Annotated in this window: 20 protein-coding genes and 3 pseudogenes; 12 read left to right on the forward strand and 11 right to left on the reverse strand. The window is 59.2% G+C overall.

Annotation, left to right across the window (positions count from 1 at the left end):
- From P0D80_RS40240 to P0D80_RS40255, 4 genes are all read right to left on the reverse strand, one after another.
- The coding region (locus tag P0D80_RS40240; protein WP_408292049.1) for a hypothetical protein at positions 1-216 on the reverse strand (216 nt) is incomplete at its 3' end.
- Between the two features lie 84 nt (positions 217-300).
- Complete coding sequence (locus tag P0D80_RS40245; RefSeq protein ID WP_408178741.1) at positions 301-441, reverse strand: hypothetical protein; 141 nt, start codon at positions 439-441, stop codon at positions 301-303.
- The gene (locus P0D80_RS40250; RefSeq protein ID WP_408292051.1) at positions 434-2,545 is read right to left on the reverse strand and encodes an acetate--CoA ligase family protein; all 2,112 of its coding nucleotides are present in this window, start codon (positions 2,543-2,545) and stop codon (positions 434-436) included. Before P0D80_RS40250 ends, P0D80_RS40245 begins: the two co-directional genes overlap by 8 nt.
- 17 nt (positions 2,546-2,562) lie before the next feature.
- Positions 2,563-3,345, reverse strand: a complete 783-nt coding sequence (locus P0D80_RS40255) for an enoyl-CoA hydratase/isomerase family protein (RefSeq protein ID WP_408292053.1) — start codon at positions 3,343-3,345, stop codon at positions 2,563-2,565.
- A gap of 249 nt (positions 3,346-3,594) precedes the next feature.
- Here P0D80_RS40255 and P0D80_RS40260 point away from each other — a divergent pair, with 249 nt between their 5' ends.
- Positions 3,595-4,929 (forward strand): MFS transporter, encoded by a 1,335-nt coding sequence (locus tag P0D80_RS40260; protein ID WP_408178738.1) that lies wholly within the window; start codon positions 3,595-3,597, stop codon positions 4,927-4,929.
- A gap of 18 nt (positions 4,930-4,947) precedes the next feature.
- Here P0D80_RS40260 and P0D80_RS40265 read toward each other — a convergent pair whose 3' ends face one another.
- On the reverse strand, positions 4,948-5,739 hold the full coding sequence (locus tag P0D80_RS40265) for an IclR family transcriptional regulator (RefSeq protein WP_408292056.1): 792 nt from the start codon (positions 5,737-5,739) through the stop codon (positions 4,948-4,950).
- 403 nt (positions 5,740-6,142) lie between these two features.
- Between P0D80_RS40265 and P0D80_RS40270 the strand changes: the two genes are divergently transcribed.
- From P0D80_RS40270 to P0D80_RS40285, 4 genes and pseudogenes are all read left to right on the forward strand, one after another.
- Entirely contained in the window at positions 6,143-6,943 is an 801-nt protein-coding gene (locus tag P0D80_RS40270) for a molybdate ABC transporter substrate-binding protein (protein WP_408178736.1), read from the forward strand.
- A gap of 225 nt (positions 6,944-7,168) precedes the next feature.
- Positions 7,169-8,329 (forward strand): annotated as a pseudogene (locus P0D80_RS40275) (IS30 family transposase).
- A 100-nt stretch (positions 8,330-8,429) separates the two neighbouring features.
- Positions 8,430-9,401, forward strand: coding sequence for a magnesium and cobalt transport protein CorA (locus P0D80_RS40280; RefSeq protein ID WP_408178735.1), 972 nt, complete (start codon positions 8,430-8,432; stop codon positions 9,399-9,401).
- A gap of 336 nt (positions 9,402-9,737) precedes the next feature.
- Positions 9,738-11,711 carry an APC family permease gene (locus tag P0D80_RS40285; RefSeq protein ID WP_408178734.1) on the forward strand — a complete coding sequence of 658 codons (1,974 nt, stop codon included), beginning with the start codon at positions 9,738-9,740 and terminating at the stop codon, positions 11,709-11,711.
- Between the two features lie 227 nt (positions 11,712-11,938).
- On the opposite strand, the gene P0D80_RS40290 is transcribed toward P0D80_RS40285, so the two are convergent.
- Complete coding sequence (locus tag P0D80_RS40290; protein ID WP_408292060.1) at positions 11,939-13,870, reverse strand: APC family permease; 1,932 nt, start codon at positions 13,868-13,870, stop codon at positions 11,939-11,941.
- 125 nt (positions 13,871-13,995) lie between these two features.
- Positions 13,996-14,367 carry a hypothetical protein gene (locus P0D80_RS40295; protein ID WP_408178732.1) on the reverse strand — a complete coding sequence of 124 codons (372 nt, stop codon included), beginning with the start codon at positions 14,365-14,367 and terminating at the stop codon, positions 13,996-13,998.
- Between the two features lie 257 nt (positions 14,368-14,624).
- Here P0D80_RS40295 and P0D80_RS40300 point away from each other — a divergent pair, with 257 nt between their 5' ends.
- The 3 genes and pseudogenes from P0D80_RS40300 (at position 14,625) to P0D80_RS40310 (ending at position 15,619) form a co-directional block, all read left to right on the forward strand.
- Positions 14,625-15,092, forward strand: a complete 468-nt coding sequence (locus tag P0D80_RS40300; protein ID WP_408292062.1) for an NUDIX hydrolase — start codon at positions 14,625-14,627, stop codon at positions 15,090-15,092.
- 27 nt (positions 15,093-15,119) lie between these two features.
- Positions 15,120-15,341: pseudogene (locus P0D80_RS40305) on the forward strand (MgtC/SapB family protein); the annotation flags it as partial.
- Positions 15,342-15,355: 14 nt separating this feature from the next.
- Positions 15,356-15,619, forward strand: a complete 264-nt coding sequence (locus P0D80_RS40310; protein WP_408178730.1) for a hypothetical protein — start codon at positions 15,356-15,358, stop codon at positions 15,617-15,619.
- 529 nt (positions 15,620-16,148) lie between these two features.
- Here P0D80_RS40310 and P0D80_RS40315 read toward each other — a convergent pair.
- Together P0D80_RS40315 and P0D80_RS40320 are read right to left on the reverse strand one after the other, a co-directional pair.
- Positions 16,149-17,582, reverse strand: a pseudogene (locus tag P0D80_RS40315) (MFS transporter).
- A gap of 241 nt (positions 17,583-17,823) precedes the next feature.
- Complete coding sequence (locus P0D80_RS40320; RefSeq protein WP_408292065.1) at positions 17,824-19,029, reverse strand: amidase; 1,206 nt, start codon at positions 19,027-19,029, stop codon at positions 17,824-17,826.
- Positions 19,030-19,144: 115 nt separating this feature from the next.
- On the opposite strand from P0D80_RS40320, the gene P0D80_RS40325 reads away from it, so the two are divergent.
- On the forward strand, positions 19,145-20,068 hold the full coding sequence (locus P0D80_RS40325) for a LysR family transcriptional regulator (protein ID WP_408292067.1): 924 nt from the start codon (positions 19,145-19,147) through the stop codon (positions 20,066-20,068).
- A gap of 314 nt (positions 20,069-20,382) precedes the next feature.
- Here P0D80_RS40325 and P0D80_RS40330 read toward each other — a convergent pair whose 3' ends face one another.
- Positions 20,383-20,739 (reverse strand): hypothetical protein, encoded by a 357-nt coding sequence (locus P0D80_RS40330; protein ID WP_408292069.1) that lies wholly within the window; start codon positions 20,737-20,739, stop codon positions 20,383-20,385.
- Between the two features lie 239 nt (positions 20,740-20,978).
- Between P0D80_RS40330 and P0D80_RS40335 the strand changes: the two genes are divergently transcribed.
- Complete coding sequence (locus P0D80_RS40335) at positions 20,979-21,389, forward strand: hypothetical protein (RefSeq protein ID WP_408292071.1); 411 nt, start codon at positions 20,979-20,981, stop codon at positions 21,387-21,389.
- An 891-nt stretch (positions 21,390-22,280) separates the two neighbouring features.
- Positions 22,281-23,012, forward strand: a complete 732-nt coding sequence (locus tag P0D80_RS40340; RefSeq protein ID WP_408178725.1) for a hypothetical protein — start codon at positions 22,281-22,283, stop codon at positions 23,010-23,012.
- A gap of 429 nt (positions 23,013-23,441) precedes the next feature.
- Here P0D80_RS40340 and P0D80_RS40345 read toward each other — a convergent pair whose 3' ends face one another.
- Positions 23,442-24,074, reverse strand: a complete 633-nt coding sequence (locus tag P0D80_RS40345) for a class I SAM-dependent methyltransferase (RefSeq protein ID WP_408292073.1) — start codon at positions 24,072-24,074, stop codon at positions 23,442-23,444.
- A gap of 450 nt (positions 24,075-24,524) precedes the next feature.
- Here P0D80_RS40345 and P0D80_RS40350 point away from each other — a divergent pair, with 450 nt between their 5' ends.
- Positions 24,525-24,992 (forward strand): histidine kinase dimerization/phospho-acceptor domain-containing protein, encoded by a 468-nt coding sequence (locus P0D80_RS40350; protein WP_408292075.1) that lies wholly within the window; start codon positions 24,525-24,527, stop codon positions 24,990-24,992.
- The last annotated feature ends 345 nt before the right edge of the window (positions 24,993-25,337 follow it).

The raw sequence follows: 25,337 nt of genomic DNA on the forward strand, positions 1-25,337 counted from the left end.
GATCCTTAGCATTTCATAGCCGTTGGTTGCCGCTTCTCGGTAGGTTACTGCAGTCAAGACCTTCGGAAATGCGCAACTGAAGCGCGATTTCGCCATCCGCAGATAGTGGCTAGGATTTTGGTATGTTCCACCGCTTTGCTGATAGGACGATCCTGTTGTATCCGAAAGGGATACAACGACGATCCACCAAGCACTGAGGCAAATCTTGAATTGCAATCTTGCAGACAGTTGCCGAGACCAGGCTTCTGCTTAGCCACATTCTCACGCTCTTGCTTCCTGGTTACCGGTAGGCGCGCGCACCTACCCGATCACGGCGATCGACTCTACGACACTTGCAATCGAGAGGTCGATGTGGGTGGGATTTGCCACCTCACTCTCGGCACGCGCAAAATAGGCGAGCGGGGATGTTTCGTCGAGTGTGACCAGAGCATCGTCATCCATCGTGAGCCTCCGATTCGAGTACGGCAACGCCGTCAGCCGCCCGTACGCCTTGGCCCGCAGGCAGCACGAAGATCGGATTGATTTCTGCTTCGACAATACGCCCGCCAAGCCGCACCGCCATTCGTGCAAAGGCGACGATTGCGGTCACGAGGGCGTCAATATCAGCGCGCGGCCGTCCACGATACCCGTCTAGCAGGGGCCACGTTTTCAGTTCGTGGATCATCGCGAACGCGTCTGCGCGCGACAGCGGCGCTTCGGCGGAAAGGAGTCGCATCGTCGTGTCCTTGAACAGTTCCGCTGTGACGCCGCCCATGCCGAGCAGCAATGCTGTGCCCAACGGGTCTCGATGAAGGCCGAGAATCAGTTCCGTTCCACCGGCCACCATTTCCTGAACGAGAAACGCATTCGCGGATACGCCAGTTGCGGTTTCAACGTCGTCCCGCATACGGTTCAGGCGAGCCCCGATGCAGTCAGCAGTGACCCCAACCGCTACGCCGCCGACATCGCTCTTGTGGGTGATCGTGTTCGACAGCAGTTTGAGTACGACCTTGTCACCCAGCTCGCGAGCGGCGCTCTCGGCTTCATTCGCGTTCGTGACGACACGCTCGCGCACCGCTGTCACACCAAAGCGGGCAAAAAGCTCTTTCGCCTGCGCCTCGTTTAGTGATCCGGCTGGTAGATCGCTCACGTTGACTTCAGCTTCAGCGTGTTGTTCGTTCAAACTCACGGCGCGTTGCATGGACTCGCCGTGTTGCCACATCGCAGCCAGCGCACTCGTCACGCTTTCGGGCGAAGGGAAGGCCGGCACTCCCTGCCCATTAAGCAACTTCGTGATCTCCGGTGCGTGCGGGCTCACAAACGCCATCACGGGCTTGTCACTGCCTGGCAGCGAATCGCGGATCGCGTCAGCCATCAGGTCAGGCATCGCAAGGCCAGACGATCCAACGATAACCACGACTGCGTCGTAAGTCGGACTGTCGAGTAGCGTGCCGATCGCACCACGCAGGAGAGCCGGCTGCAAACCTGCAAGCGTCACGTCAATCGGATTGCGGTCGAGAACTGCATGGTCGCCGGTCTGGAGCGCGCGCAGCCTGGCAGCTGTTGCCTCGTCAGGAGGTGGTGACTCAAAGTTCGCCATGCCAAGGCTATCGGTGACGAGCGTGCCGGCACCGCCGGTCGAGGTCAGAATCGCCACCCGTCGCCCGGAGAGCTTGCGACGAGTAGCGAGCGCATGAGGAATGTCGAGCAAATCGGAAAACGTCTGGGCACGAATGACGCCGACCTGGCTGAAGAGCGCGTCATACATGCGGTCCGAGCCAGCCAGCGCGCCCGTATGCGAGACCGCCGATCGCGCGCCTGATTCCGAGCGCCCGATCTTGAACACGACGACCGGCTTGCCCGCGGCGGCCGCCCTTAGCGCGGCGCGGCGAAACCGGTCCGGATGACGTAGCCCTTCCATGTAGAGCGCGATAACGGAAGTCGAATCATCGTCAACCAGATAATCGACGAAGTCTGCCATGTCGAGATCTGCTTCATTGCTCGTCGACACCAGCTTTGACAGGCCAATACCGCGTGCTGCCGCCCGCGACAACAGCGAGCCAAGAATCCCCCCGCTTTGTGATACCACGCCGATGCCACCGACTGTGAAAGTGTCAGTCTCCAGCGCTCCGCTTGCCGACAGCGTGATGCGGTCAGTCAGGTTGACGAGCCCGATCGTATTCGGGCCGAGCAGGCGCATAGACCCTGCTGCCTCTATCAATTGCGCCTGACGTCTGGATCCTTCCTCGCCGATCTCTGCATAGCCACTCGCCAGCACGATTGCAGCGCTCGTCCCGCGGCTCGCCAGATCCCGCACTGCAACGTGGGCGCGCTCGGCCCCGAGCAGCACGATACCGACATCGGGCGCATGCGGCAACGACGCTACATCGGGATAGCAGGGCAGGCCATCGATCGAGTCGTAACGCGGGTTGACAGGGTAGATGTCGCCGACGAAGCCGTGCTTCCTGAGGTAAGCCACCGGGCGGCCTGAAGTCTTGGCTGCGTCCGCCGAAGCTCCGATTACCGCTACGCTCGCCGGGCGCATCAATTTTGAAATTACGTTCATGCCGATCTCCTTCGTGCTCACTTGGTTTTGTTCAGGAATGCGAGCACCGAGTCACGATGTTCACGGCTTGTGTAGCAGACGGCCTGTGCCTGGCTGCCTTGTGCAAACACTTGATGCGCGGACAGTTCGTAGCTCTGGTTGAGAATGCTCTTGCCCAGCGCGAGCGCTGTGGCCGAACCCTGGCTCAATTCGGCGGCCCACGCGTGGGCGTCGGCGATGAGCAAATCCGGCTCGCTCAGGCGATCCGCGATGCCGATTTCAAGCGCTTCCTTTGCATCCACCTTGCGCCCGCTGAAGATCAGTTCCTTCGCCCGCGCGAGGCCGACCCGTCGCGGCAAAAAGTACATCCCGCCGCCGTCGGGGATCAGCCCGCGTTTGATGTAGCTCCACGTGAAGCTCGCTTCCTGTGACGCGAGGATAAAGTCGCAGGAGAGCGCCATATCGGCACCGAGACCCGCCGCTGCGCCGTTGACGGCAGCGATGGTCGGTTTGGGCATCGAGTAGAGCAGATTGACCGTGTGATGCACGAGTTGCTGGCGGGACCAGCCATTGAACGCAATCTCGCCGGCGGGTGCTTCAATGCGCTGCGCCATACCGCTGACGTCGCCGCCAGCGCAGAACCCCTTGCCGTTGCCAGTCAACACCACGGCGCGCACATCCCGATCGCGCGAAACGGTGTCCAGCGCCCCGATCAGTTCGGCACGCATTTCGTTGGTGATGGCGTTACGTTTTTCAGGACGATTCAGCGCGATCGTGGCGACCTGCGAGTCGATAGTGACTTGAATAGTGGATGGGCTCATGCGTGTCTCGATGGTTGAATTGGAGTCGACTGACAAGGTCAATCTGCCAATGCAGCTTAGCCCCACCTGCCACCCATGACACCCCGTTAATTCCACCCTGTGGAACGGAGCGCGTTTCATCAGAGGGCCCGAGAAATTCCACTGGATGGAATTGGCGGATTGTCATCGAGCGGTAGGTGCCGATAATGGATTCCAACGCAGGACACTTGCCACGACGATCCTGCGGCCCAATACAAGCCCGGAGACATGATGCACGCAGCCCGTTCCAGTCCAATCGACGTCAGCGCCGTTGCGCAACCGCAAACAGAGGCCGTCTACCGGAAAGTCACCTGGCGGCTGCTGCCGTTCCTCTTTATTTGTTACGTCTTCGCGTATCTGGATCGCGCCAATATCGGCTTTGCGCACCTGCAGTTCTCGCGTGACATTGGTCTTTCTGACGCCGCATTCGGTCTGGGCGTGGGACTCTTCTACGTGGGTTACATGCTCTTCGAGGTGCCGAGCAACCTGTGGCTCGCGCGAGTCGGCGTGAGAAAAACGCTCATGCGGATCATGACGCTATGGGGCATCGTTTCGGCGAGCACCGCATTCGTGCAGACGCCGACGCAGTTCTACATCGCACGCGTATTGCTGGGCGCAGCGGAAGCAGGATTCTTCCCGGGCGTGATTCTCTATTTCACCTACTGGTTTCCGGCCGCGCGGCGGGCCCGAGTCACGTCAATCTTCATGACGGCGATCTGCGTATCCGGCATTATCAGTGGGCCCGTGTCGGGATGGATTCTCAATAGCATGTCGGGCTTACTTGGCTACAACGGCTGGCAATGGCTGTTCCTTCTCGAAGGATTTCCGTCAGTGATCGCCGGTGTCTTTGCCTATGTCTATCTGACCGACCGTCCCGAGCAGGCGACCTGGCTCTCGGACGACGAGAAGGCCCTCCTGCTTGCGGAGCTTAACCGGGACGCGCAAACGAAGGCCGCACGCGCTCATGGTTCGATCTGGGCCGCATTGAAGGAGCCAAAGTTCTATTTCCTGACGTTCGCCTATTTCAGCGTGCCGTGGGCGAGCATCGTCGTGCACATCTGGGCACCGAGCGTGATCCAGAAAAGCGGCGTATCGAACTACTGGCACATTGGGCTTCTTTCCGCGATTCCGTATGTGGTCGGCGCAGTCGCGATGTATCTGCTCGGCCGGAACTCGGATCGTATGCTGGAGAGGCGGTGGCATTTCATGGCAAGCGCATTGATGGCCGCCCTGGGCGTCGCGCTTCTGCCGGCGGCGGCGAATCACGCGGGCATTCTGGTAGCACTGCTTTGCATCGCGACGGCTGGTTATCTGGGCATGCTGTCGCTGTTCTGGACGATCCCACCCGCGTACCTGTCGAGCACCGCCGCAGCAAGCGGCATCGGCCTCATTAGCAGCCTCGGCCAGTTTGGCGGGATTTCGGCACCTTCGGTCATCGGCTATGCATCGACGCACTTCGGCAGCAGCGCCGTGGGGCTCTATGCGGTTGCGTTCGTCTCCATTCTCGGCGGTCTTGCAGTGGTGCTGGGTATTCCAGCGCGCGCGATCAGTGAACGCCGGGAATGAAAGAGAGGCTTGCAGTCTTCAGCCTTCCAGGCGCGCGCATGCGGCTGTAATCTCGTCGCGCAGACGCAGCAGGGGCGCCGCGAGTTCGCTTACAACGCTGTCGTTTGACGCCGCCGTGCGGACGCTAAAGTTCAGGACCAGCAAACGATGTCCGGGAATGGCGAGGGGCGTCGCGAGTGCAATCACTTCCGGCTGCCAGCTTGCAACGCAGAAGCCACTTCGGCGCACATCGTCTACAGCTTCAGTGATTTCCAGCGCAAGACGCTCCCAGCCGCTCCGTTTGCGCCGGTTGAACGCGTCCATCAGGGCGGTGAATTCCGCCAGCGGCAGTGCTGCGAGATACGCGCGCCCGAGCGACGTCAGTTCCATCGGCACGCGTTGTCCCGAGACGATCGTGCGTAATGAGGCTCGCTGGTTATAACGAATGGACTCAAGGTAGACCATCTCTTCCCGGTCGGCGCCCGCGATTCCGACATTGATGTGCTTTGCCTGGGCAATATCGCGGATTAGCGGTCCTGCAGCATTGAGTACTGTGGATCCGCTGCGCAACGCCTGCGCCAGACTGAGCACGGGCAGGCCCAGTCTGTACGCCCTGCGTGCCGCATCGTGCTCGAGATAACCCGCCTCGACGAGAGTTCGCGTAAGTCGGCTCACCGTTGCCTTCGGCAGGCCGGTGCGTTCCGCGAGTTCTCCGTTGCCGAGAAGTGCCGCACCGGGGCCGAACGCGCGCAGCAGTTCGAGCCCGCGTTCGAGCGATCGATTCGATGGTGTAGCGTTCGATTCCGGTTGTTGATTTGTGCGGTTTGCCATAGACAGTGGGTTTGCCGTGCTTAACGTGGAAAGGTCGATTATCCTGCCGAATCAGACCGCATCGTAGCGCCGCGGCCTGGTCCGCGGATCATCTCGCGATTGGCGGCCGGAACGGCAACCTGTAGGGGGCGACGTTTTATCGGCGCAGCAGATGGTACCCCTCCTGGATTTCGTGTGGATATTCGCAGACTCTCTGTGCAGTTGCGGGCTTCCCTTCCAGGAGCTGGATGGTTTTGCGCATCTTCGATCCGGCCGGGCTCCAAACCGGTCGCGCCAATTGCTGGAGCATGCGCAATTTTGCGCTTCCTGCCGGCCACATCTTCCCTGTAGCCACCGCATGTCAGTACATGCGGCGAGATTCGACACCTGAACAAACCGTAGCCTTACTAAAAAGGACAATCCGATGGCCATCAACAATACAAAGCTCCGACGCGCGACCGTGTCTGCCGCACTCTGCACCGCGTCACTATTGTCAACTGCGGTTCATGCCGCTGACGTTCATGTCCTGGCAACCGGAGCGCTGTCAGCAGCGTTTAGGGAGCTCGGACCAGGGTATGAACAGCAGACCGGGAATCACCTCGTCATATCGTGGGGGCCTTCATACGGTGCGTCCGCTGACGCGTTGCCCACGCGCATCAAGAATGGCGAAGCAATGGACGTCTGCTTCATGATCCGCCCTGCGCAAGACGAACAGATCAGACAGGGTAAGTTTCTCCCGGACACTCGCACAGATCTCGTTGCGTCCCGAATTGGCGTCGCGGTCCAGGTCGGCATGCCGAAGCCGGATGTCAGTACTGTGGAAACACTACGTAATGCACTGCTCGCAGCGAAATCTGTAGCTTTCTCGGAAGGAGCTAGCGGCACTTATATTACTGAGAGATTGTTCCCCAAGCTTGGCATCTCAGATCAAACGAAAGCCAGGAGTGTTCAGATCAAAGGCAAGGAACTGGTCGGAACGGCCATTGAGCGCGGCGACGCCGAACTTGGATTGCAACAGATCAGTGAACTTCGCGCCATTCAGGGGATCCAGTACGTCGGCCCGCTCCCGCAAGAAGTCCAGAAGGTAAGCGTCATTTCCGCTGCCTTATCAACAAACGCGCAGGAGCGCGAAGACGCCGCAGCCCTCATTTCTTATCTGAGAACGCCGACAGCGTCGGCAGTATTCGAAAGGACGGGGCTTGATCCAATCGAGCCGGGGAAATAAATCGCATTGGTGTCCTCCCGTCGTGGTACCCACGGAAGATAGGCCGCCGAGACACTCATTCCTCTCGTTGTTAGCCCCGTCGAGGGTGAACGGGGCATGACCTTTGAGCAAGATAGCCATGGTGCTTAGCTTGACCCAGTCACTTCTAGCGACGGCTCGCTCGCGGCGGATTCAACCGGTGGATGCAACACACTAGAAGCTGCGTGAGCAGTGGGAGTGTTGCAGATGAAACAGCGACGCCGGATTTATTACAGCGAAAAGCAGAAAGCGCTGATGTGGGAACGTTGGCGAAAGGGCGAATCTCTGCAGAAGATCGCCCAGCTTTTTGATCGGAACCACTCGTCGGTACAAGGGATTCTGGCTGAGACCGGCGGAATCCAGCCACCACAAAGGCATCGATCGAGATTGGCGTTGACGCTGGCTGAGCGCGAGGAGATATCACGGGGGCTCGTTGCTGGCGATTCAATCCAGTCGCTCGCCATGCAACTTTCACGAGCTCCCTCCACCATCTGCCGTGAGATCAAGCGTAACAGCGGACCGGGCGGCTACCGGGCGAGCCACGCCGATCAGCTTGCATGGGATCGGGCGCGGCGTCCTAAAGCCTGTAAACTGGTTGAGCACCGAACGCTGGCGCACATCGTGGCAGGCAAGCTCCAGTTGCAGTGGTCACCGCAGCAGATTGCCGGATGGCTCAGGCGTGCGTACCCAGAGAACGAGGACTACCACGTGTCCCACGAGACCATCTATCGCAGTCTCTTCATACAGGCCCGCGGCGCCCTGAAGAAAGAATTGCTGGAACACTTGCGGCGCACCCGGGCCATGCGCCGTTCGCGCCACCATACGCAGAAGACGGACGATCACGGCAGGATTCGCGACACGTATCGATCAGCGAACGCCCCGCGACCGTTGAAGACCGGGCGGTGCCGGGCCACTGGGAAGGCGATCTGCTGTGCGGTAGTGGCAGCAGCCAGATTGCAACACTCGTCGAGCGCCAGACACGTTACGTCATGCTGGTTAAGATAGCCAGCAAGGACAGCGAGACGGTCGTCAATGCACTCATCAGGCATGCCAGCAAATTGCCCCAGGAACTTTATCAGTCGCTGACATGGGATCGGGGAACGGAGATGGCTGGGCACAAACGCTTCACCGTGGCTACTGATATTCAGGTCTACTTCTGCGATCCCCAGCATCCTTGGCAACGCGGCTCGAACGAAAATACGAATGGGCTGTTGCGGCAGTACTTTCCCAAAGGGACCGACCTGTCAGTGTATTTCGCAGGCCAAACTCAACGCTGTGGCAAGACGACTGAACGAGCGTCCGAGAAAGACGCTGGACTACGAAACGCCCGCCGAACGATTCCAGCAGACTATTGCATCCACCGGTTGAATCCGCCGATCACTTCCCGACAGATCTGATACTCGGCTCGCACCGGTCAGAACCGAGGCAGTTACTTAAAAAATGTTCGAAATTCGAGAAGGAGAACGGGATGGACATGGTTGTCAACAGTGTTGCTTACCAGGCTGGTAAGCGCTTGAGCGATGTGACTATCGACGACATCAGTGAAGTCGTGAAAGAGCCTGACACATTTGTCTGGCTGGGGGTATGGCAACCCGACGAGGCGTTTCTGCGAAAAATTCAGGAGGAGTTCAGTCTGCATGATCTTGCAATAGAGGACGCGCTAAAGGCGCATCAGCGGCCCAAGATCGAGGTGTACGGGGAATCGCTCTTCATCGTGGTGAAGACCGCACAACTAATGGATGGGACAGTGCAGTATGGCGAGACCCACATGTTCGCCGGAAAGAACTTTCTTGTCACGGTCCGGCACGGTGCGTCGTCAAGCTACGCCGCCATTCGTTCCCGTGTTGAAGAGAATTCGAAGCTTCTAAGCAAGGGACCTGGATTCGCGCTTTATTCAGTCCTTGACTTCGTGGTCGACAACTACCAGCCGATCATTGCCAGGTTCGAGGAGCAATTCAATCGTATCGAGACGGACATGTTCAGGTCCGACTTCGACCAGGGCGCAATTGAAGAGTTATACGATCTTCGGCGCCATCTCCTGGAACTGCGCAATGCCGCAATCCCGATGGACGATATATGCAATCAGCTCATTCGCTTCCATGAAGAGGTCATTCCGAAGGAATTGCGAGCCTACGTGCGCGACGTTCAGGATCACGCTCATCAGGTGATCACCGCGACAGACGATATGCGTGAAATGCTGACCAATGCGATGCACGTCAACCTTGCGCTTGTTTCCGTGAGACAAAACGAGGTCGTCAAGCAACTGGCCGGCTGGGGTGCCATCCTTGCAGTGCCGACCGTGATTTTCAGCTTGTATGGAATGAACTTCGAGCACATGCCTGAATTGAAATTTGCATGGGGCTACCCCATCACATTACTCGCGACACTGACCGGCTGTACCGTACTTTATCGGAAGCTCAAGCGCGCGAGGTGGGTCTGAGCGCCGCCCTCCTGGTCATGGCGAGTGAACTCCCGCGCGCCGAAGAGTCCGAATGAAGCCGGAGAGACTTTGCGTTAGTGCCGGTGCGGCGACACTGGGGGCAAGCGACCGAGGTATGGGTGCATGCCGGCCTGCGGCCTCAGAGACAGCCGCATTCCTTTCAAATCGTCGGCTTCGCGCCTCCTCGGTAACACCAACTGGCGTCCCGCGCGGAACTGGCCTACATTTCCTGAGCAGAAGCCGCTAGCGCCACGGCGGCTTGTCGCTGTTGCGAGGGGGGCGCGATACTCGCGCTCACGATGGTATTGCCGCTGCCTGAACCAATCGGGAAACGCCATGCACGCCGTCAACAGGATGTGGCAATTGATCGTCGGGAAACCGCTCGATCCTCTTGATCCGCGTACACGCCATGCGATCGCTGTCACGCCGCTACTGGCGTGGGTCGGCCTCGGTGCGGACGGCCTGTCCTCGTCCTGCTACGGCCCGGAGGAAGCCTTTCTTGCGCTCGGCCAGCACCATTCGCTCGCGCTGTTCCTCGCATTGGCCACCGCGGCGACGGTCTTCATCATCGCGCTCGGCTACAACCAGGTCATCGAACTGTTTCCAACCGGTGGCGGCGGCTATCGCGTCGCGACCGCTTTACTCGGACCGCGCCCGGGGTTGGTGTCCGGCGCAGCGCTGCTCGTCGACTATGTGCTGACCGTGGCGACGTCGCTCGCGAGTGGCGTCGACGCCTTCTTCAGCCTGTTGCCGGTGGCCGCGCAGACATTCAAGCTTGCCACCGAAATGACGTTGATCGTGCTGATGACGGGCCTCAATTTCCGCGGTATGAGGGAATCGATCCTCGTGCTGTTGCCGATTTTTCTCGGCTTCGTCGTGCTGCATCTTGGGCTGATCGTCTACGGCGTCGCCGTGCACGGCGACCATCTGGCTGCCGTTGTGCCGGGTGCGGTCGGCGAGGCACGCAACATGTCGCATGCGCTCGGGCCGCTGGTGGTCGCGGCGCTGCTCATGCGCGCATTTTCGCTGGGCGGCGGAACCTATACCGGACTGGAGGCTGTCTCGAACAACGTCAACATGCTGGCTGAGCCCCGCGTGCCGAACGGTAAATGGACGATGTTCTATATGGCAACATCGCTGGCGTTTACAGCGGGCGGCATTATCCTGCTCTATATGCTGTGGCATGCGCAGCCGGTGGAGGGCCAGACACTTAACGCCGTCGTCTTCGGCAGCGTGATTGACCACCTCGGGCTCGGCTCGTCGGTCGCTCGCCACGCACTACTGGCCGCTGTGCTGGCATTCGAGGCGGGACTGCTGCTGGTCGGTGCGCAAACGGGTTTCCTCGACGGGCCGGCCGTCCTGTCGAACATGGCTTCGGATTCGTGGGTGCCACGTCATTTCCGCGATCTGTCAACGCGGCTGGTCAGGCAGAACGGCATTGTGGTGATGGGTATCGCGAGTCTGGTGATCCTGTTCTGGACGCATGGCGATGTGGCGATTCTCGTCGTCTTGTACAGCATTAACGTGTTCCTGACTTTCAGCCTGTCGCTGCTCGGCTTATGCACGTACTGGTGGCAGCACCGCCGCGACGGCAAACGCTGGGTCAGGCACTTCGCGCTATCCGCGCTCGGCCTGTCGGTGACGAGCACCGTGCTGGTCATTACGTTGATCGAGAAGTTCACCGCCGGCGGCTGGTTGACGGTGCTGGTCACGAGCGCGGTAGTCGCCCTATGCTTTTTCATCAAGCGTCACTACACCGACACGCGTGCGCAGATTGCGAAGGAAGATGCACTCTTTGTCGGTACCCCGCCTGAGGTCGACGGGACTAGCGTCCCCGGCAAGCAGGACCCCTCGCTGCCCACCGCCATTCTGCTCGTCGGCAAACATCGCGGGGCGAGCATGCATGCGCTGCTGTGGGTAAACCGGCTCTTTCCGGGGCATTTCAGGAACTTCATCTTTCTGGCTGTAGGCGAAGTCGATGCGCAGAGCTACGAAGGCGCGGAGCATCTGGAGCACTTGCGGCAAACGATCTCGTCATCGCTTGATTACTACGTTGCGCATTGCCTCCGGCATGGCATAGCAGCGGACTACCGGATTGCCTTTGGCACGCATCCGATCGGCGAGTTCATGAAGCTCGCCGAGACCACGATGGACGAGTTTCCAAACAGCGTGTGTTTTGCCAGCAAGTTGATTTTCAGGCGGGTGAACTTCCTGACCGCGTGGCTGCACAATCAGACACCTGTCGAGATACAGACGCGCCTGCATCTGCAGGGTCGGCAGATGGTGCTGTTGCCAATGAACGTCGGATGAAGAGCGGATCCGCGTAATCCAGTCTGGACGCACGTCGTCCACGCCAGCGTCGCGTGCTAACCTGGTGAGTTCCAGGAACGCGAGATGTATCATTGTGAACTTTCGCCGTTAAGGAGCCAAACCGTTTTCGGCATAGAGGCGCCAGGCACCGTACGAAGAACGGGCTTGCGCGGGGGCACCGTGTCACGCTGTATTTTCCACACGCGCGCTCGGTCGTAGGCAGCCCATCATCTCAAAGTGATGGGCAACACGACCAGCGGAATCCCGTCCAGATGCAGGCGGCGCTGAAGACCGAGAGCGGTCTGATTGTGCAGCAATTCGCTGAAACGGCGGTTTCCCGGCAACATCAATTGATTGGTGAAACAGACACGTCCCGGAAAGCGCGCGACCGACTCTAGTATCAGCCGCTCCAGCTCGGCGATGGCATCGGTACCGTGACCTACCATACGGCTCGCGCCGAGCCCCGCGCTCCCGTAAATGGCCTCAAGTTGTTCCAGGGAATTCTCAAGTCTTTCGTGCTTGCGCCGGAGGGCTTCTGATGTGCCAAGCGCGTCCGCCTGCACCTTGACGACGCTGACTAGAACGACGCTCCGGAACCGCCCCGGAAAGAGGCGCTGAATCCACAACAACGTGTGAATCGCGGAACCCCAGTGCTCGGTCACGAGGAGGACCGCCACCTGCTCGCCAGCCTCTGGCATCGACCGGATCGTATCCATTTCATTGCGCCGCTCTTCGACCCACCGATAGTGACGCCGTACAGCAACGCAGCCAGCGATTACCAACAGGGTCACGCACAACGTCGCCCACCCACCCGCGAAGAACTTCTGCGTCAGCGTCACCAACAGGATCATCGTGGCAATCAAAAAGCCCGCGCCCGCCACAGGGAGGCGCAACTGCCAGTGACGGACTTCAGCTCTGCGCGTCCACCAGTAGCGGCACAGACCGGTCTTTGCGAGCGCCAGGCTCAGGAACACGTTGATGCTGTAAAGCACAACCAGCACACCCAGTTCGCCGTGGGTGGCTATCAGGATCACGAGTGCGCAGCCCCCTACGAACACGACACCGTTCTGCCGTACCAATCGGCTCGACAGATTGCAGAACCGATGCGGCAGCCACGAGTCCGTGGCCATGCTACCCAGCAGCGACGGCGCAAAGATCAGGATGGAATTGGCGGCCACAAACAGGATCGCTCCTTCCAGTGCCAGTACGACCAGCAGCAACGTGCTTCTCGCAAACGGCACCATTGGCAGCTTGGCGATCACCGTCCCAAATGCCACGGCGTTGAGTGTTTGCCCATAGACGGGTCGCACGCCCCGTAGCGTAAAGAGAAGAAGGATGCCGCCCGCGATGAAACCGAGCATCAGTGCGACGGATAGCAAGGTTGTCCGCCCGGTCCGGTAGCGTGGCCTCGCGAGCAGATTGACATTGTTCGCAATCGCCTCGATGCCGGTAAAGGAACTGCCGCCGAGGGAATAGGCACGCAGCAATAGTGCGGCAACCAGAGGCCAGCCGATCTGCTGTGACAGACCGTGGGCACCGGTCACGGTATGCGTCACCGCAGCCGGGACACTATTCGCCGATGAGGCAATGCCGTAGACGATCAGGAATCCGTGGCTCGGCAGAAATGCCAGGACGACAGGTAGCAGGAAGCGGATCGCGTCGCTCACGCCGCGCAGATTCAGCGCGACCAGCAACATCAGCAGGCCGATTTCCACCGCCTGCTTGTGCGTCTGGGCACTGGCCGGCAGTACGCTGAAGAGGCCATCGGTGCCGCTCACCAGCGATACCACAATCGTCAAAACGTAGTCGACCAGCAATGCCGACCCCGCGATAAGCCCGATGCCGGGCCCGAGGAGTTGCGACACCACCTTGTAGTTGCCACCCCCTGACGGAAACAGCTCGATGATTTGCGTATAAGCAAGCGCCAGGATGAGGACTGTCATGGCGGTCGCAACGGCCAGGACCGGCCCAAGTTCCGGGTGACTGCCCAGCGCGAGGAAGGCCTTTTCCGGTCCATAGCATGCGGACGACAGCCCATTGGCACCGAGCCCCGCTGAGGCGAGTACTGCGGTCAGCAGGAGGCGCCGTCGCGTGCCGGGGTCAACGGGGTCATGCGGTGGTCCCACGATCCAATGCGGGAAATGCCTGGGCTTTAACATGATTCTGAGCGGAGTGTGACCGTGACGGTCGACGCCGGATCTGTCGTTTTAGCTGAAGTCCTGCCGACATCGTGGCAAGACCCTCAACCTCAGATACTTCGACAACTGGGAGAATTACGACCCGTTCAATCGCGCTTTTTCGAAGGTGCCTCACCCACACTGCCGTCCATATGTTCGTCGGTCAACACGTTGTCCGACGGATTCCTCCTTCTCGACAGCGACCTGCCAATTCGATCAGCGATGTCTCGAAGGGGGGATCGCATATACCAGGGCCACCAGGTGAGGTGGTAAAACCACAGGCACGCTCCGCGGTACCCCTTATGCCACTCCCGGGGGACTCCGTCTGTCGGGAAGCTGTCAAGGGTGCGATGCCCAAGCGAGACAACGCCAATCGTCATCCAGACAAAGGCAATCACCAGGGTTGGAAGCGACAAGGCGCAGGCCGCGACGAACAGGGCAAGCGGCAGGCAGATCTCAAGTGCCGAACGTGTTCTCATTGTTTGTTCTCCCCGTCGACCGTTACTAACGTTCAGCTTACTCCAATGCGCAAGGAGCAAAGGGCCGAGTTCATGATCTCAATTTTGCCGGCCGGTTGACGTGCGCCGCGCGCCACCTGAGGCCCCACGGACACGAACGACCATGCGGACGCATACCTAAACTTGCGATCGGGTTTTCTACGCTCCAGCGAAACGGGCGGCCGCGCATCATCCATAATCTGCCCTATAAAGCAGTCACGTGTCCTGTAGGAGAGAGCATGAAAGACAGGTCGACCATCATTTGCTGCCGGGAAGGCAAGATTCTTCTGGTCGCGCGAGAACGATCACGGTGGTTGCTACCTGGTGGCACCAGAAAGCGCCTCGAGTCGCCCCTGGAGGCCGCCCAGCGCGAGCTGGAAGAAGAGACTTCACTCGTTCGAATGGAGCTTACGTCCCTGTTCCAGTTTGGCGGTCTCAGCAAACGCCATCACGTTTTCCGCGCCGATATTCCTCGCGACGCGTCCCCCGAAGCTCGCAACGAAATTTCGCGTTGCCGGTGGTTCAATCCGGGCAAAATTTCAACGCTCGTCGCGAGCATACCGACCCGGGAAATCGTCAATCTTTTTCGCGCGCACGAAAATCGCGCCGAGGCGCTGCCGGCGGTCATCGAAAAACCGGATGGGCGCGTTAACTGGGCGGCCCAACTGTATGCCGATGTCGCCGACACGGCTTCCCGGCAGGCCTAAAACAGAACTATCGAAAGGCAACGTGCGATAGGGAATATCGAGCTTTTGTCGCGCCTCGTCCTGGCGGCTCTACTTGGGAGCGTCATCGGCTTTGAGCGCGAAAGATTGAACTGGGCGGCAGGTTTGCGCACTCACATGCTCGTGTGCGTCGGCTCGTCGTTGGCCATGCTGGTATCAGCGTTCGGATTTGGCGATGTGTTGGGTGAGAGGAACGTCACGCTCGATCCTTCCCGGATCGCAGCCCGGGTGGACGGGGTAAGCCCATGAGCCGCACCTATCACTATCACGGATTCGATATTGAAGTGGCCGTTGAGACTGACTTCAGTTGGAAGGCGGGACCCAAGGGGACAACCAGCATCGGATTTGTGGCGGTCGTGAGGATCAGCAAGGCCGGTGCATCTGTCGCTGTCTTCTCCCCGCTGCGTTTTGGCGAATCCCAAGGCAAGCCATTTCTCAGTGAGGCCGATGCGCTGATGGGCGGCTATAGTGCGGGACGACGTATTGTCGATGACTTGTTCAATTCGTAACCCTGTGCCCTGATGCCCATGCCGCGCAGCAAACCTGGCAGTCATCCATCCGATTCTCCGAGGCTCTAAATGGCTGCCATGGCGCCATGACCGGCCATTCGGTAGCGCCGGACGACTGTCTCCTCGTGGCCCGAACCCGGTGCGATGCTGAATGGATAATCGATCCACCGGAGGGCGCTCGGCGTCCGGCTCAGGTCGACCCGTTCCGGTCCTTCAACTGGTGTTCGCGAATGTCACAACTGTGAGGGAAAGCAGTCGGTCTGAGTCAATCGGACGGGGGCGGACGCAACTCGATTTAGCGAATTCGACACCGCTCCATCCTTGCACTCGGGGAACTTTTCAACGATGGTGGGCGGCCCCTAGCCGGGGTCTAGCCACATATCGTTCAGCGGAACCCGATCCTATCGCGGGACTGCGATGGGAGCGAAATTCGTTATCTGTGGATTTCTGGCTAAAAGCGTGAAGTACCCGAATGAATGTTGGTTGTCCCCTGCTTTCGTTGAAAGCGGGGGCTATCTATCTTGTCACTTCAGCGAGACACCAGGTCGAGGCTTCGTCGATTGGTCTTCGGACCAAACACGCCGATGGCAATCATCACGATAATCATGACGGCCGTGATCAGAGCGAAGACGCCGGACGTGCCGAAACTGCGAAGCGTGAAAGCGATGAAAAAGCCGGAGAACATCGCGGACAACCTCGACAGGGAATAGACGAAGCCTACTGCACGAGCTCTGATACGGGTGGGATAGAGTTCGGCCTGATACGCGTGATAGCCCGCCGACAGCAGCGTATTGCAGAGCGTCAGCAGCACGCCGAGTGCGATCAGAAAAACACCGGACTGCACGACCGCACACATCCCGCCGAACAGTGCAACGCCCGCTGCCGACAATACAATCACGGTCTTGCGTTCTATCCGGTCCGCAATGGCGAGTCCAATCAGCGGCCCGATAGGATTGGCGAATGCAATGATGAACGAATACAGGAGACTATGGGTTACCGTGATGCCTTTGGCCACTAGCAATGTCGGCACCCACGAAGCGAAGCCATAGAAGCCGATCGACTGGATCAGGTGAAACGTCAGCAGGACAAGCGTTCTTCTACGGTATGGCGGCTGCCAGATCTCGCTGAAACGCGCCGGTTTCTGCGCCGATTCGATGTGGGCGCCAGACTCATTTCCATTGTCCTTCACCGGTACGCCAATTTTCGCTTCGAGCGCGTCGAGAATCTGTCCGGCCTCCGCAAGCCTCCCGTGCTGCGCGAGCCAACGAGGGCTTTCCGGAACCCGACGACGGATCGCCCAGACGGCTATCGCGCCCAACGCACCGAGTGCAGCGGTCAAACGCCAGCTCGCGATGCCGCCGACAGGATGCTGGTCGAACCACCACGCGAAAAACGCGACCGAGGGAACTGCCGTGTACTGCACGAGGTGGACGAACGCAAATGCCCTTCCACGAAAGTGCGCCGGAACCAGCTCACTTACATAGGTATCGATCACGACGAGCTCCACACCAACCCCGATTCCCGCGATGAGTCGCCAGCGATTGATCGCCTAAGCGGAATCCTGAAACGCCATGACAAGCGTCGCCACCGAATACCATAGCAACGAAGCTGTAAATACAGTCCTGCGCCCGAACCGATCGGCAAGACCGGTCAACAGAAATGTGCCGATGAACAAACCTGCAAATGATGCCGCCACGAACGCGCCCAGCCCGCTGAAACCAAAAAACGACGCTGTAGGCACCGAATACATTCCGCTCTTGACCAGACCCGGGCCGACGTATGCAGTCATGAAAAGGTCGTAAAACTCGAACCAACCTCCGATCGATACCAGCAGCACCAGCATCCACACGGGCCGTGTGGCGGGAAGCTGATCAAGACGTTGGTTGATCCCCGAAGCAGATTCGGACGTGTGACCAGGCCTCACCTGCGCCTCCGTCACTGTCTGAGACGATATTGCATACATCAATGCTCCTCTTGGCGCTTTGACAGGGCGCCGCTTATAGGGTGATCGTCACCCGGATTTGGTTTTGTAATTGCAGTCTCGCGAAGACGGCGACGCGTCGAGCCGACTTTTGCTTTAAAAATTCATCGGATTACGCTTGAAGCCATGCGCGATTCGCTCCTTATCGTTGCGCCTTGATCTCGACGGAGGCTTTCGACCCAACTGCCCCAGCCAAGTAGTTCAGCATCTCCGTTCCACTTGCCTACAACTGGATACCGAGTGGCAAACCATGACGGGACCGCCCAAAGGGAATATGCAGACATGGCCAGCCGAGCACCGACCAGACCACGTTGAATGCAGAGGACCCCGTAGCCGCAAGTCCCAGCGGCGCTTCACCCGGCACGCTAGGAGTGAGAATCAGATCGGCGACGCCGAGGTGGATGTTCCATGTATCTCTTAGCGAGGACTGAACGTCCTTCATCCGACGATATTGGCTGCGTGAGATCGCAAGGCCCTGCCGAACACAAGCCAGTAACACCTCACTGAGCCCGCTGCGTACTACCCTCGCGACTGACGCCAGGCTGCGTGCGAACTCGTACTGCATGATGGTTCGATGTGCTTCCACCAGCAGCGTGAATTCCCATGGAAAGGCAATCTGCGTACAGGTTGCGCCGTGATCTATCAGCGCACGTTCGGCCATCACGAGTATCTCTCTCGCGTCTGCATCCAGAGCATGCAGCGAGGTGCCGCATATCACCGCGACTCGCGGACGTCTCGCCGGCGATTGCAACACGCGCTCGTCGGACAGCAGCACGTCAGCAATGGCACCAATATCGCTGACCGACGTTCCGTACCATCCGATCACATCCAGCGATTCGCACGACACCTTCATGCCGTCTCGCGGTACAGCACCGAACGAAGGTTTGAAACCCGCCACGCCGCAGAACGCCGCGGGCCGGATGATGGAACCGCCTGTCTGCGTGCCGATAGTCACGGGTACCATGCCGACAGCAACCGCTGCAACCGAGCCGCTAGACGAGCCACCCGGCGTGCGCCGGAGGTCGTGGGGATTACGCGTCGGCCCCGGGTGTTTATAGGCAAATTCGGCCGTGACGGTCTTACCGATCGGCACTGCTCCTGCGGCACGCAACATGCCCACGCATGCAGCATCAAACTCCTCGGCGCGACGCGCGAAAAGCTGTGCGCCGTACGCGGTTGGCATGCCGGCAACATGTAGCACGTCCTTGACGCCGATAGGCACGCCGGCGAGCGGTGTTGCTGTATCTACTGCACTTGCTGCTTCAATTGTGTTCGCACGTGGTGCGATGCAAGCCCACGCACGTATTTGCGAATCCAGCGCTTCGATTGACGCCAACGATCGGTGAACAAAGTAGTCTTTCGGTCTCTCTTTTCGTCGAACCTGTCCGGCGATCTCGCGCACGCCTAGTTGTCGGATTTCACCTTCCATCTTTCAGTTCCTGGGTTATCTCGCACCACCTCTTGTGATGCTGTCCCGAAGCGGATATAACGGATTATTCATAGTCCAATTCATAATGAATAGACATTTATCGAAATCTGAATTAATGGCGGCCAGCGTCGACGCGAAACTGGTCGCGACATTCTGCGTGGTGGCCGAGGAATTGCATTTTGCGCGGGCGGCAGAGCGCCTTTTCATGAGCCAGCCGGCGCTGAGCCACCAGATCAGACGGCTCGAAGAAACGGTCGATGCGGAGTTGTTCACCCGCACCACGCGTTCGGTCCAACTGACACCGGCAGGCGTCGTGATGCTCGAGCACGCGCGGGAGCTTCTGAGGGACATGGAGCGCATGGTCCGCCGTGTCAGGCAAGCTGCGCGCGGAGAAACGGGTAGGCTATCGGTCGGGCTGACACCTACGGCAGCGTGCTCTCCGCTCGCGGAAGCACTACATCAGTACCGGCTGGCGAACCCAGGAATTGAACTGGACCTGCATGAACTGAACTCCATCGAGATGCAGAGTGCGCTGAGACTGAGAACAATCGACGTTGCGCTTATGCGGCCCACCGCAGTGGACGCAGACATGCGTGTCGAAGTGATCTATCGTGAGCCGATGTATGTGGCGATGCGATCTGATCACCCGTTGACGACAAAATCCAGTGTCGATCCGGCAGAGCTTGGTAGCTATCCACTCGTCGGATACCGAGCCGATGCCTCGCCCTACTTCCGGAATCTCATTCACTCGGCCTTCTCGATTGCCCGCGTATTCCCTTCGTTTCTGCAGGATAGCGTATTGCCGACGTTACTAACGTTAGTCGAAGCAGGTGTCGGCCTTGGCGTCGTGCCGGAGTCGGTTATCAGCGCGCGCGGCGGCAATCTGGTCTATCGTAAGTTGCCCAAGCGCGAAGAATTGACCGCAAAGATCGTGGTGACTGAATGCCAAGCGCAGCCGAATCCCGCAGCACGACCATTCATCCTTTCCATTGCAAATCCAACACCACAAACCGATACCAAGGAAGAGCACACGAGTTGAATAATCTGGCGTTGTGACGACCTCAACGAGTCTCCGGTATCGTGGACGGCCGAGCTGGGCCTTGCGTGTGCCTCCGTCGACGGGCTCAGGTCCACCTCGCGCTACATCGAGTCCACTCTCCACACACCCATAGCTAGTTACCCCGATGAAAACCACCGCTCTAAGTTGGTCTTCGGCCGCTCGCGCCCCCTTTGTCGAGCGTCCCTTGATGGCCGATTGTCGTCGGAGGAACGCAAGCAAGCCAGGACTGCATAGTAGTCGGCTGATGGTCTAAGCGGGGGCGCTACAGATCTGCTATAGCAATGGTAATCACCTCAACTCAGCTTGTAGGCAATGTATGCGAGTAAGGCTATCGCCACCCATAGAAGGCGCTTGATCCTTTGCTGGTTGTTGAGAACTACCGCCTGTAGCATGAGGGTAGCAGCGACGTCTTCCCTGGTCACGCACGCGGCCCCTAGTCCCTGCTTCACCGTGCATCGCCAGTTACGATTAGGCACGTCCAACTCAGGGTGTAGCCCATCGTTCTCCGCGTTGTTAGATGCGGTCTTCGCTGCCTGCACCACGGCCTTCTCACCATAGGTGCCCTTCTTCAAGGTCTCCGCAAACACCATTTCCTGATGCTGCTTCGCCGCCTGTATCGAATCCACAAACTGGCGGTCGTATTCATCCATTGTTCATTCAAAGCCCGTCGGCAGGATGTCGCTGAGCATCACGAGAGCCTCCTCATCGGCGCCGGCGGGCATGTGATAAAGGCTCGAGTCGCCTCGAAAACTGGACTTAAGCTTTCGTTGCTTTCGCCGATAAAAAGATCGGGACGGCGATTCACTGTCGTTCTGGAAGGATCGCGCGCATCGTGGCGCGCGCCGGCCTTGAACCACGTCACGAAATACTAGAACTGAGAGGAAGAATCATGCGTCTGTCTGCGAAATCTGCTGTTGCCCTGCTTCTTTTGAGCGCCGCCGCCACAGCGAACGCAGGACATTTCACCTGGAATCTGACCAACCGTGCCAATGGGTACGGCGACGACGAAGTAAAAGCTCTCATTGCCGACGGTATCTCGGGCTCGAACGAAACCGCATCGCTCGGGAAGGACTATACGCTCGACATTTTCGTGTCTGGCGGCAGCGGAACCGACCGCACTGCCACACCCGGCTTGATCATTGTTCAAAAGGTCAAGCCGCTCAAATACGGGGAGATTGTCTATTGCACGAAGTTCGACTACGGGACGTACTCCCGCACCGAGCTCGGTGAACATTTGCGTGATTTGATGCGGGTGATGCCTAGTTACTCGGTCTCCAGCCCCGAGTGCCGTTCCAGCTAATAACGTTGGGCTAGCGACGCCGGATCAATGGCATCGCGCGAAAATCTGAGCGACTTTGACACGTAGCCGCTCCATCATCGGTGTCTGGCGGACAATCGGTTTCTCCATCGTCCGGCCAGCCCGCTCACCCCCGCTTATCTCCACCGAAATGCGCCGAAGGCGCGCAGCCAGCACGTCCTCGAAGGGTCAACCTGCGTTCGATACCGAGGTCACCCGTTCGGCAAGACAAAGGTGGTTGGCACCACGATCATCATGGTTCTTAAAGCCTGGCATGTATAGCCGCACCGCGCCGCGAAAGACGCTGCGCTCGCGACTATCCACGCCGCCATTGCGGCCCGCAAATCTCATCGACATTGGGCAAGGGATCAATCAGTACGACACCCAATGCTCGCGCCGGAGGCGAAAAGAACTTCGGAAAATTCCAGGCAAGGGCTCTGTTCGACCCGAAGCGGTCCATAGAAGCATCGTATCGGGAAGGGCGGGTCTCGAGGTCAAACGGTCATCCTCGTGTGGCGAAACGCCGGCAAGCTCTCGGCGATGGGTCCAACCGGCGCCGGGTACGCTTCACAGGGGGGGCTGCGCTTCTCCACGTTCAGATAACCGTGACGGTGGGGGCGGCGCCATGCACTTACGGGCGGGTAGAGGCCACCTAGAATTACCCGTGGCGGCGCAGCGGGTCAAGGGCCAACACATAGTTGAAGTTGTACGTGGCGAAGCGCCTTCCATCGTTTCCACCGCGCCTCCCGCGCGGGCCGGGCAGGCTGACGCAGGCCACCAGGGCGATGTGCGCCGCCCTGCCCGTTCCGCGTCACTTTTGCCACATACCGTCGATGCACGGTTAACGATTTCTTCATGTTCTGTCGATGGCACAGGCTCGCGCTTCTGACCACCATGAATCAGGTTAACGTGAGCGGCGCGGTGCGCCGCCGCTGGAAAGCCTCTGCCCGACGCTTTGTGCCTGTGCACGCGCCTCGACATCACGCGCACGCCAGCGAAGCGGCCGCGGTCGATGACAAGGAGATGAACATGATAAGCAAGCATTTAAGCATTTTGTCCGCAATCGCCGCTGCACTCCTCTCGCTCAGTGCCGCCGCGCAGGCCGGCGACCGCGGCGACCACGGCGACCACGGCGGCCTTTGCTCGAACGCAACGCTAAAGGGACCGTTTGAGTTTATCGGTCACGGAGAGATACTTGGATTGAAAGCTGCCGATGGTACGTTGCATCCGTACGCCGCCCCGTCGATCCTCGATGACGTCGCCCTGGTGACGTTCGACGGCAGGGGCACTTTTCAACGCACCGACTTCGGCATGATTGGCGGGTTGCCGAAAGGGGGGCAGACGACCTTCAATCCGAACCAGATGGGCACCTACACGGTGAACTCCGATTGCACCGGCACCATGAAAATCGTCTATACCGCCGGCGGAGCCGTGCCAGCCGGCGTCGAAACTGATTTGAACATCGTCGTCGCTGCCGACGGGACGCTCGTCGAATCCGTTGTCTACAGGGCCGTCACGGTGTCAGGCGTGAGCGGGGACGGCAACGTAAGGTGTCCACCGGATTGCGAGCAAGGTGTGCAAGAAAGTTTTGAAGGGAAAAAGGTCCTGGTCTACGGCTTCCGTTAGTCGAGTCCCGGATGGACTCGCGCTCGCTCAGGCGCTTGCTATGAGTGGCGCTGAGCCCGACCTTGGGCGCAGGTTTCCGGTCCTTTGATTCCCGCGCCTTCGGCGTGACGATTGGGTCACTTCCCCGACCTATCGCGATACGGAGGGCGCCGGCGCCCCTGATGCTGGCGGACACCCACGCCACCAAGATGATCATGGCTGCCCAAGGTTGGCGGAGCGTCGATCACATGATCGCGAGCGTAAGACCGTTGTTGGGGGCGCAGCGGATGTTCGAACGTCCGCGAGAAGGTCAGGTTGAATGTCCCTGACTGGCCGTTTCTCTGTGCGATGGACAGTGCTGCAAATCGGCTGCTTTGCGCTGCATCAAAGCGGCTTGAACGCAAGCATCTGCCAAGCCCAACACGGGCATACTTGACAGCACCTGGCGTTTCAGGCGACCGGCTTGAGCCACACGCTGGCTAGCCACGGCTGCCGCTCACGCGGCAAGCCGGCGGGCCGGTAATAGTGCTCAATTTCGACGAATCCCGCGCCCGCCACATATCGACGCCATGCGTCGAGATCATGGAAGACGCCGTAGCGGCCGTTGCTCCAGCCTTCCTGATTCGTGCCGCGCGGGTTGGAGCTGAACAGCACGCCGCCGAGCTTCAGTGTCGCGTGCAATTGCCGCAACACGCGCGGCAACACCTGACTCGGGACATGGAACAGTGCGGCGTTGGCGAAAATGCCGTCAAAGTGCGCAGTCGGCAAATCGAGGTGCAGGAAATCCTGCTGCCAGACGTCGCAGCCAGTCGTGTCACGCGCCATTGCAACGAAGCGCTCGGCGCCATCGAGGCCGATCGCGCAATGGCCGAGTGTAGTGAAGGCCTTGAGATCTCGCCCCGGCCCGCAGCCGAAATCCAGGATCGTAAGAGGGGGCTCGACTTCGATATGGTGCAGCAGCGCCGCGATGTTCTGCGTGACGTCGTGGTCGTACGTGCCGTCGCGGAAATCTTCCGCGTGCGCATCGTAGTGCTGCAACGTGACGGCACTGATTTTATCGAGGTCGCGGGGGTCGAGTTCCATGCAGGAAGTATATCTCGGGGCATTTCCCGCACGACTACGTCGTACCTCCGGTGTCATCGGTCCGTGGTCGGTTGGCGTGCCGATCAGGATGAACAACGCGATTCCGTGTGCGCAACTGATTCCTCTTGGGTTTCCGAGGAACGCGCACGGTATCAGGCGAACGGCTGGAGATGGGCCGTACCTTGCCCCTCGTCATGCGATCGACCCGTGCGTGCCACGAGCGGCAGCACGCGACCCTTGACGGACGAACGTCGCCTCGGCCACGGACGGCTGCTTCCGAGGTTCAACGGCCATTTGACCCGCCAGTTCGGAGAGTGCTCGGCGAATTCGGCCGTTCGAGCCTTTTCGAAAGTGGTCTTTTTAGCGGATGCTTTCGACAAGTTATGGATTCGAAAGTAGCTTGCAAGGGCGATGTTCTATACCGTGGTTAAACGCCAACGGAGCAATAAGATGGGCAAGTTCAGCGATTACGAGTACAGGAAACAACCCGGGTTCGATATGAATACCTTCAAGGGCGCGAACCAGTCCATCCCGATGAAGACAGTTGTGATCCACTGCTTTGACCCTCGGGCGGTCGAGATTCCACAGGCCGTCGCCGAGTATTTTGGTGACGAGGTCTGCCCGGGAGATGAAACCGTGCTTAGTAATGCGATTGCTCACGAAGTCACGCAGCCGTTGACGGCGATGATGGCCAATGCCGCTGCGGGCTTGCGCTGGCTTGATGGCGCGACGCCCGATCTCGATGAGGCGAAGACAGCGTTTAACCAGATCGTTGCTGCCGGCCAGCGCGTGGCAGCGGTAATCGAAAGAGTTCAGGCAATCCTCAGGAAGGGCGATCTGAACACGACCGCGTTCAACACCAACGAGCTCGTCCGGGAAACCATAAAGTTCCTGGAAGATTCACTGCATCGCGCGTGAGAAGAGTGACGGCTTTGGAACAGAAAGCAGTGAAAATTTGCTGGGCAGATTCTTGATGACCCTGGACACACTGCAAGTACATCGGGAGAATATAGCCACGCCATTGCTCGTCCTGAGGCGGTCTCCTCTTTGAGTTTGCAAACGCCGCTCGTTGGGTGAGTGTCTCTTATAAAATCGATTGCTGTCATCCGATCTATCGTTGCGAACGTCACCTGTTGGGCCGACTACTGCCAGATAGCCAGTAACGTCACCGGGCGGTCGATCGCTATTGTGCAAGGCCCCGAGAGGGGATAAGACCGCGAGACATTGCCACTGACCGCGATGCTTTTTCTCCGTATCGATATG

Origin of the sequence: Paraburkholderia sp. RL17-373-BIF-A, assembly GCF_046030175.1 — a bacterium.
GTDB lineage: Bacteria > Pseudomonadota > Gammaproteobacteria > Burkholderiales > Burkholderiaceae > Paraburkholderia.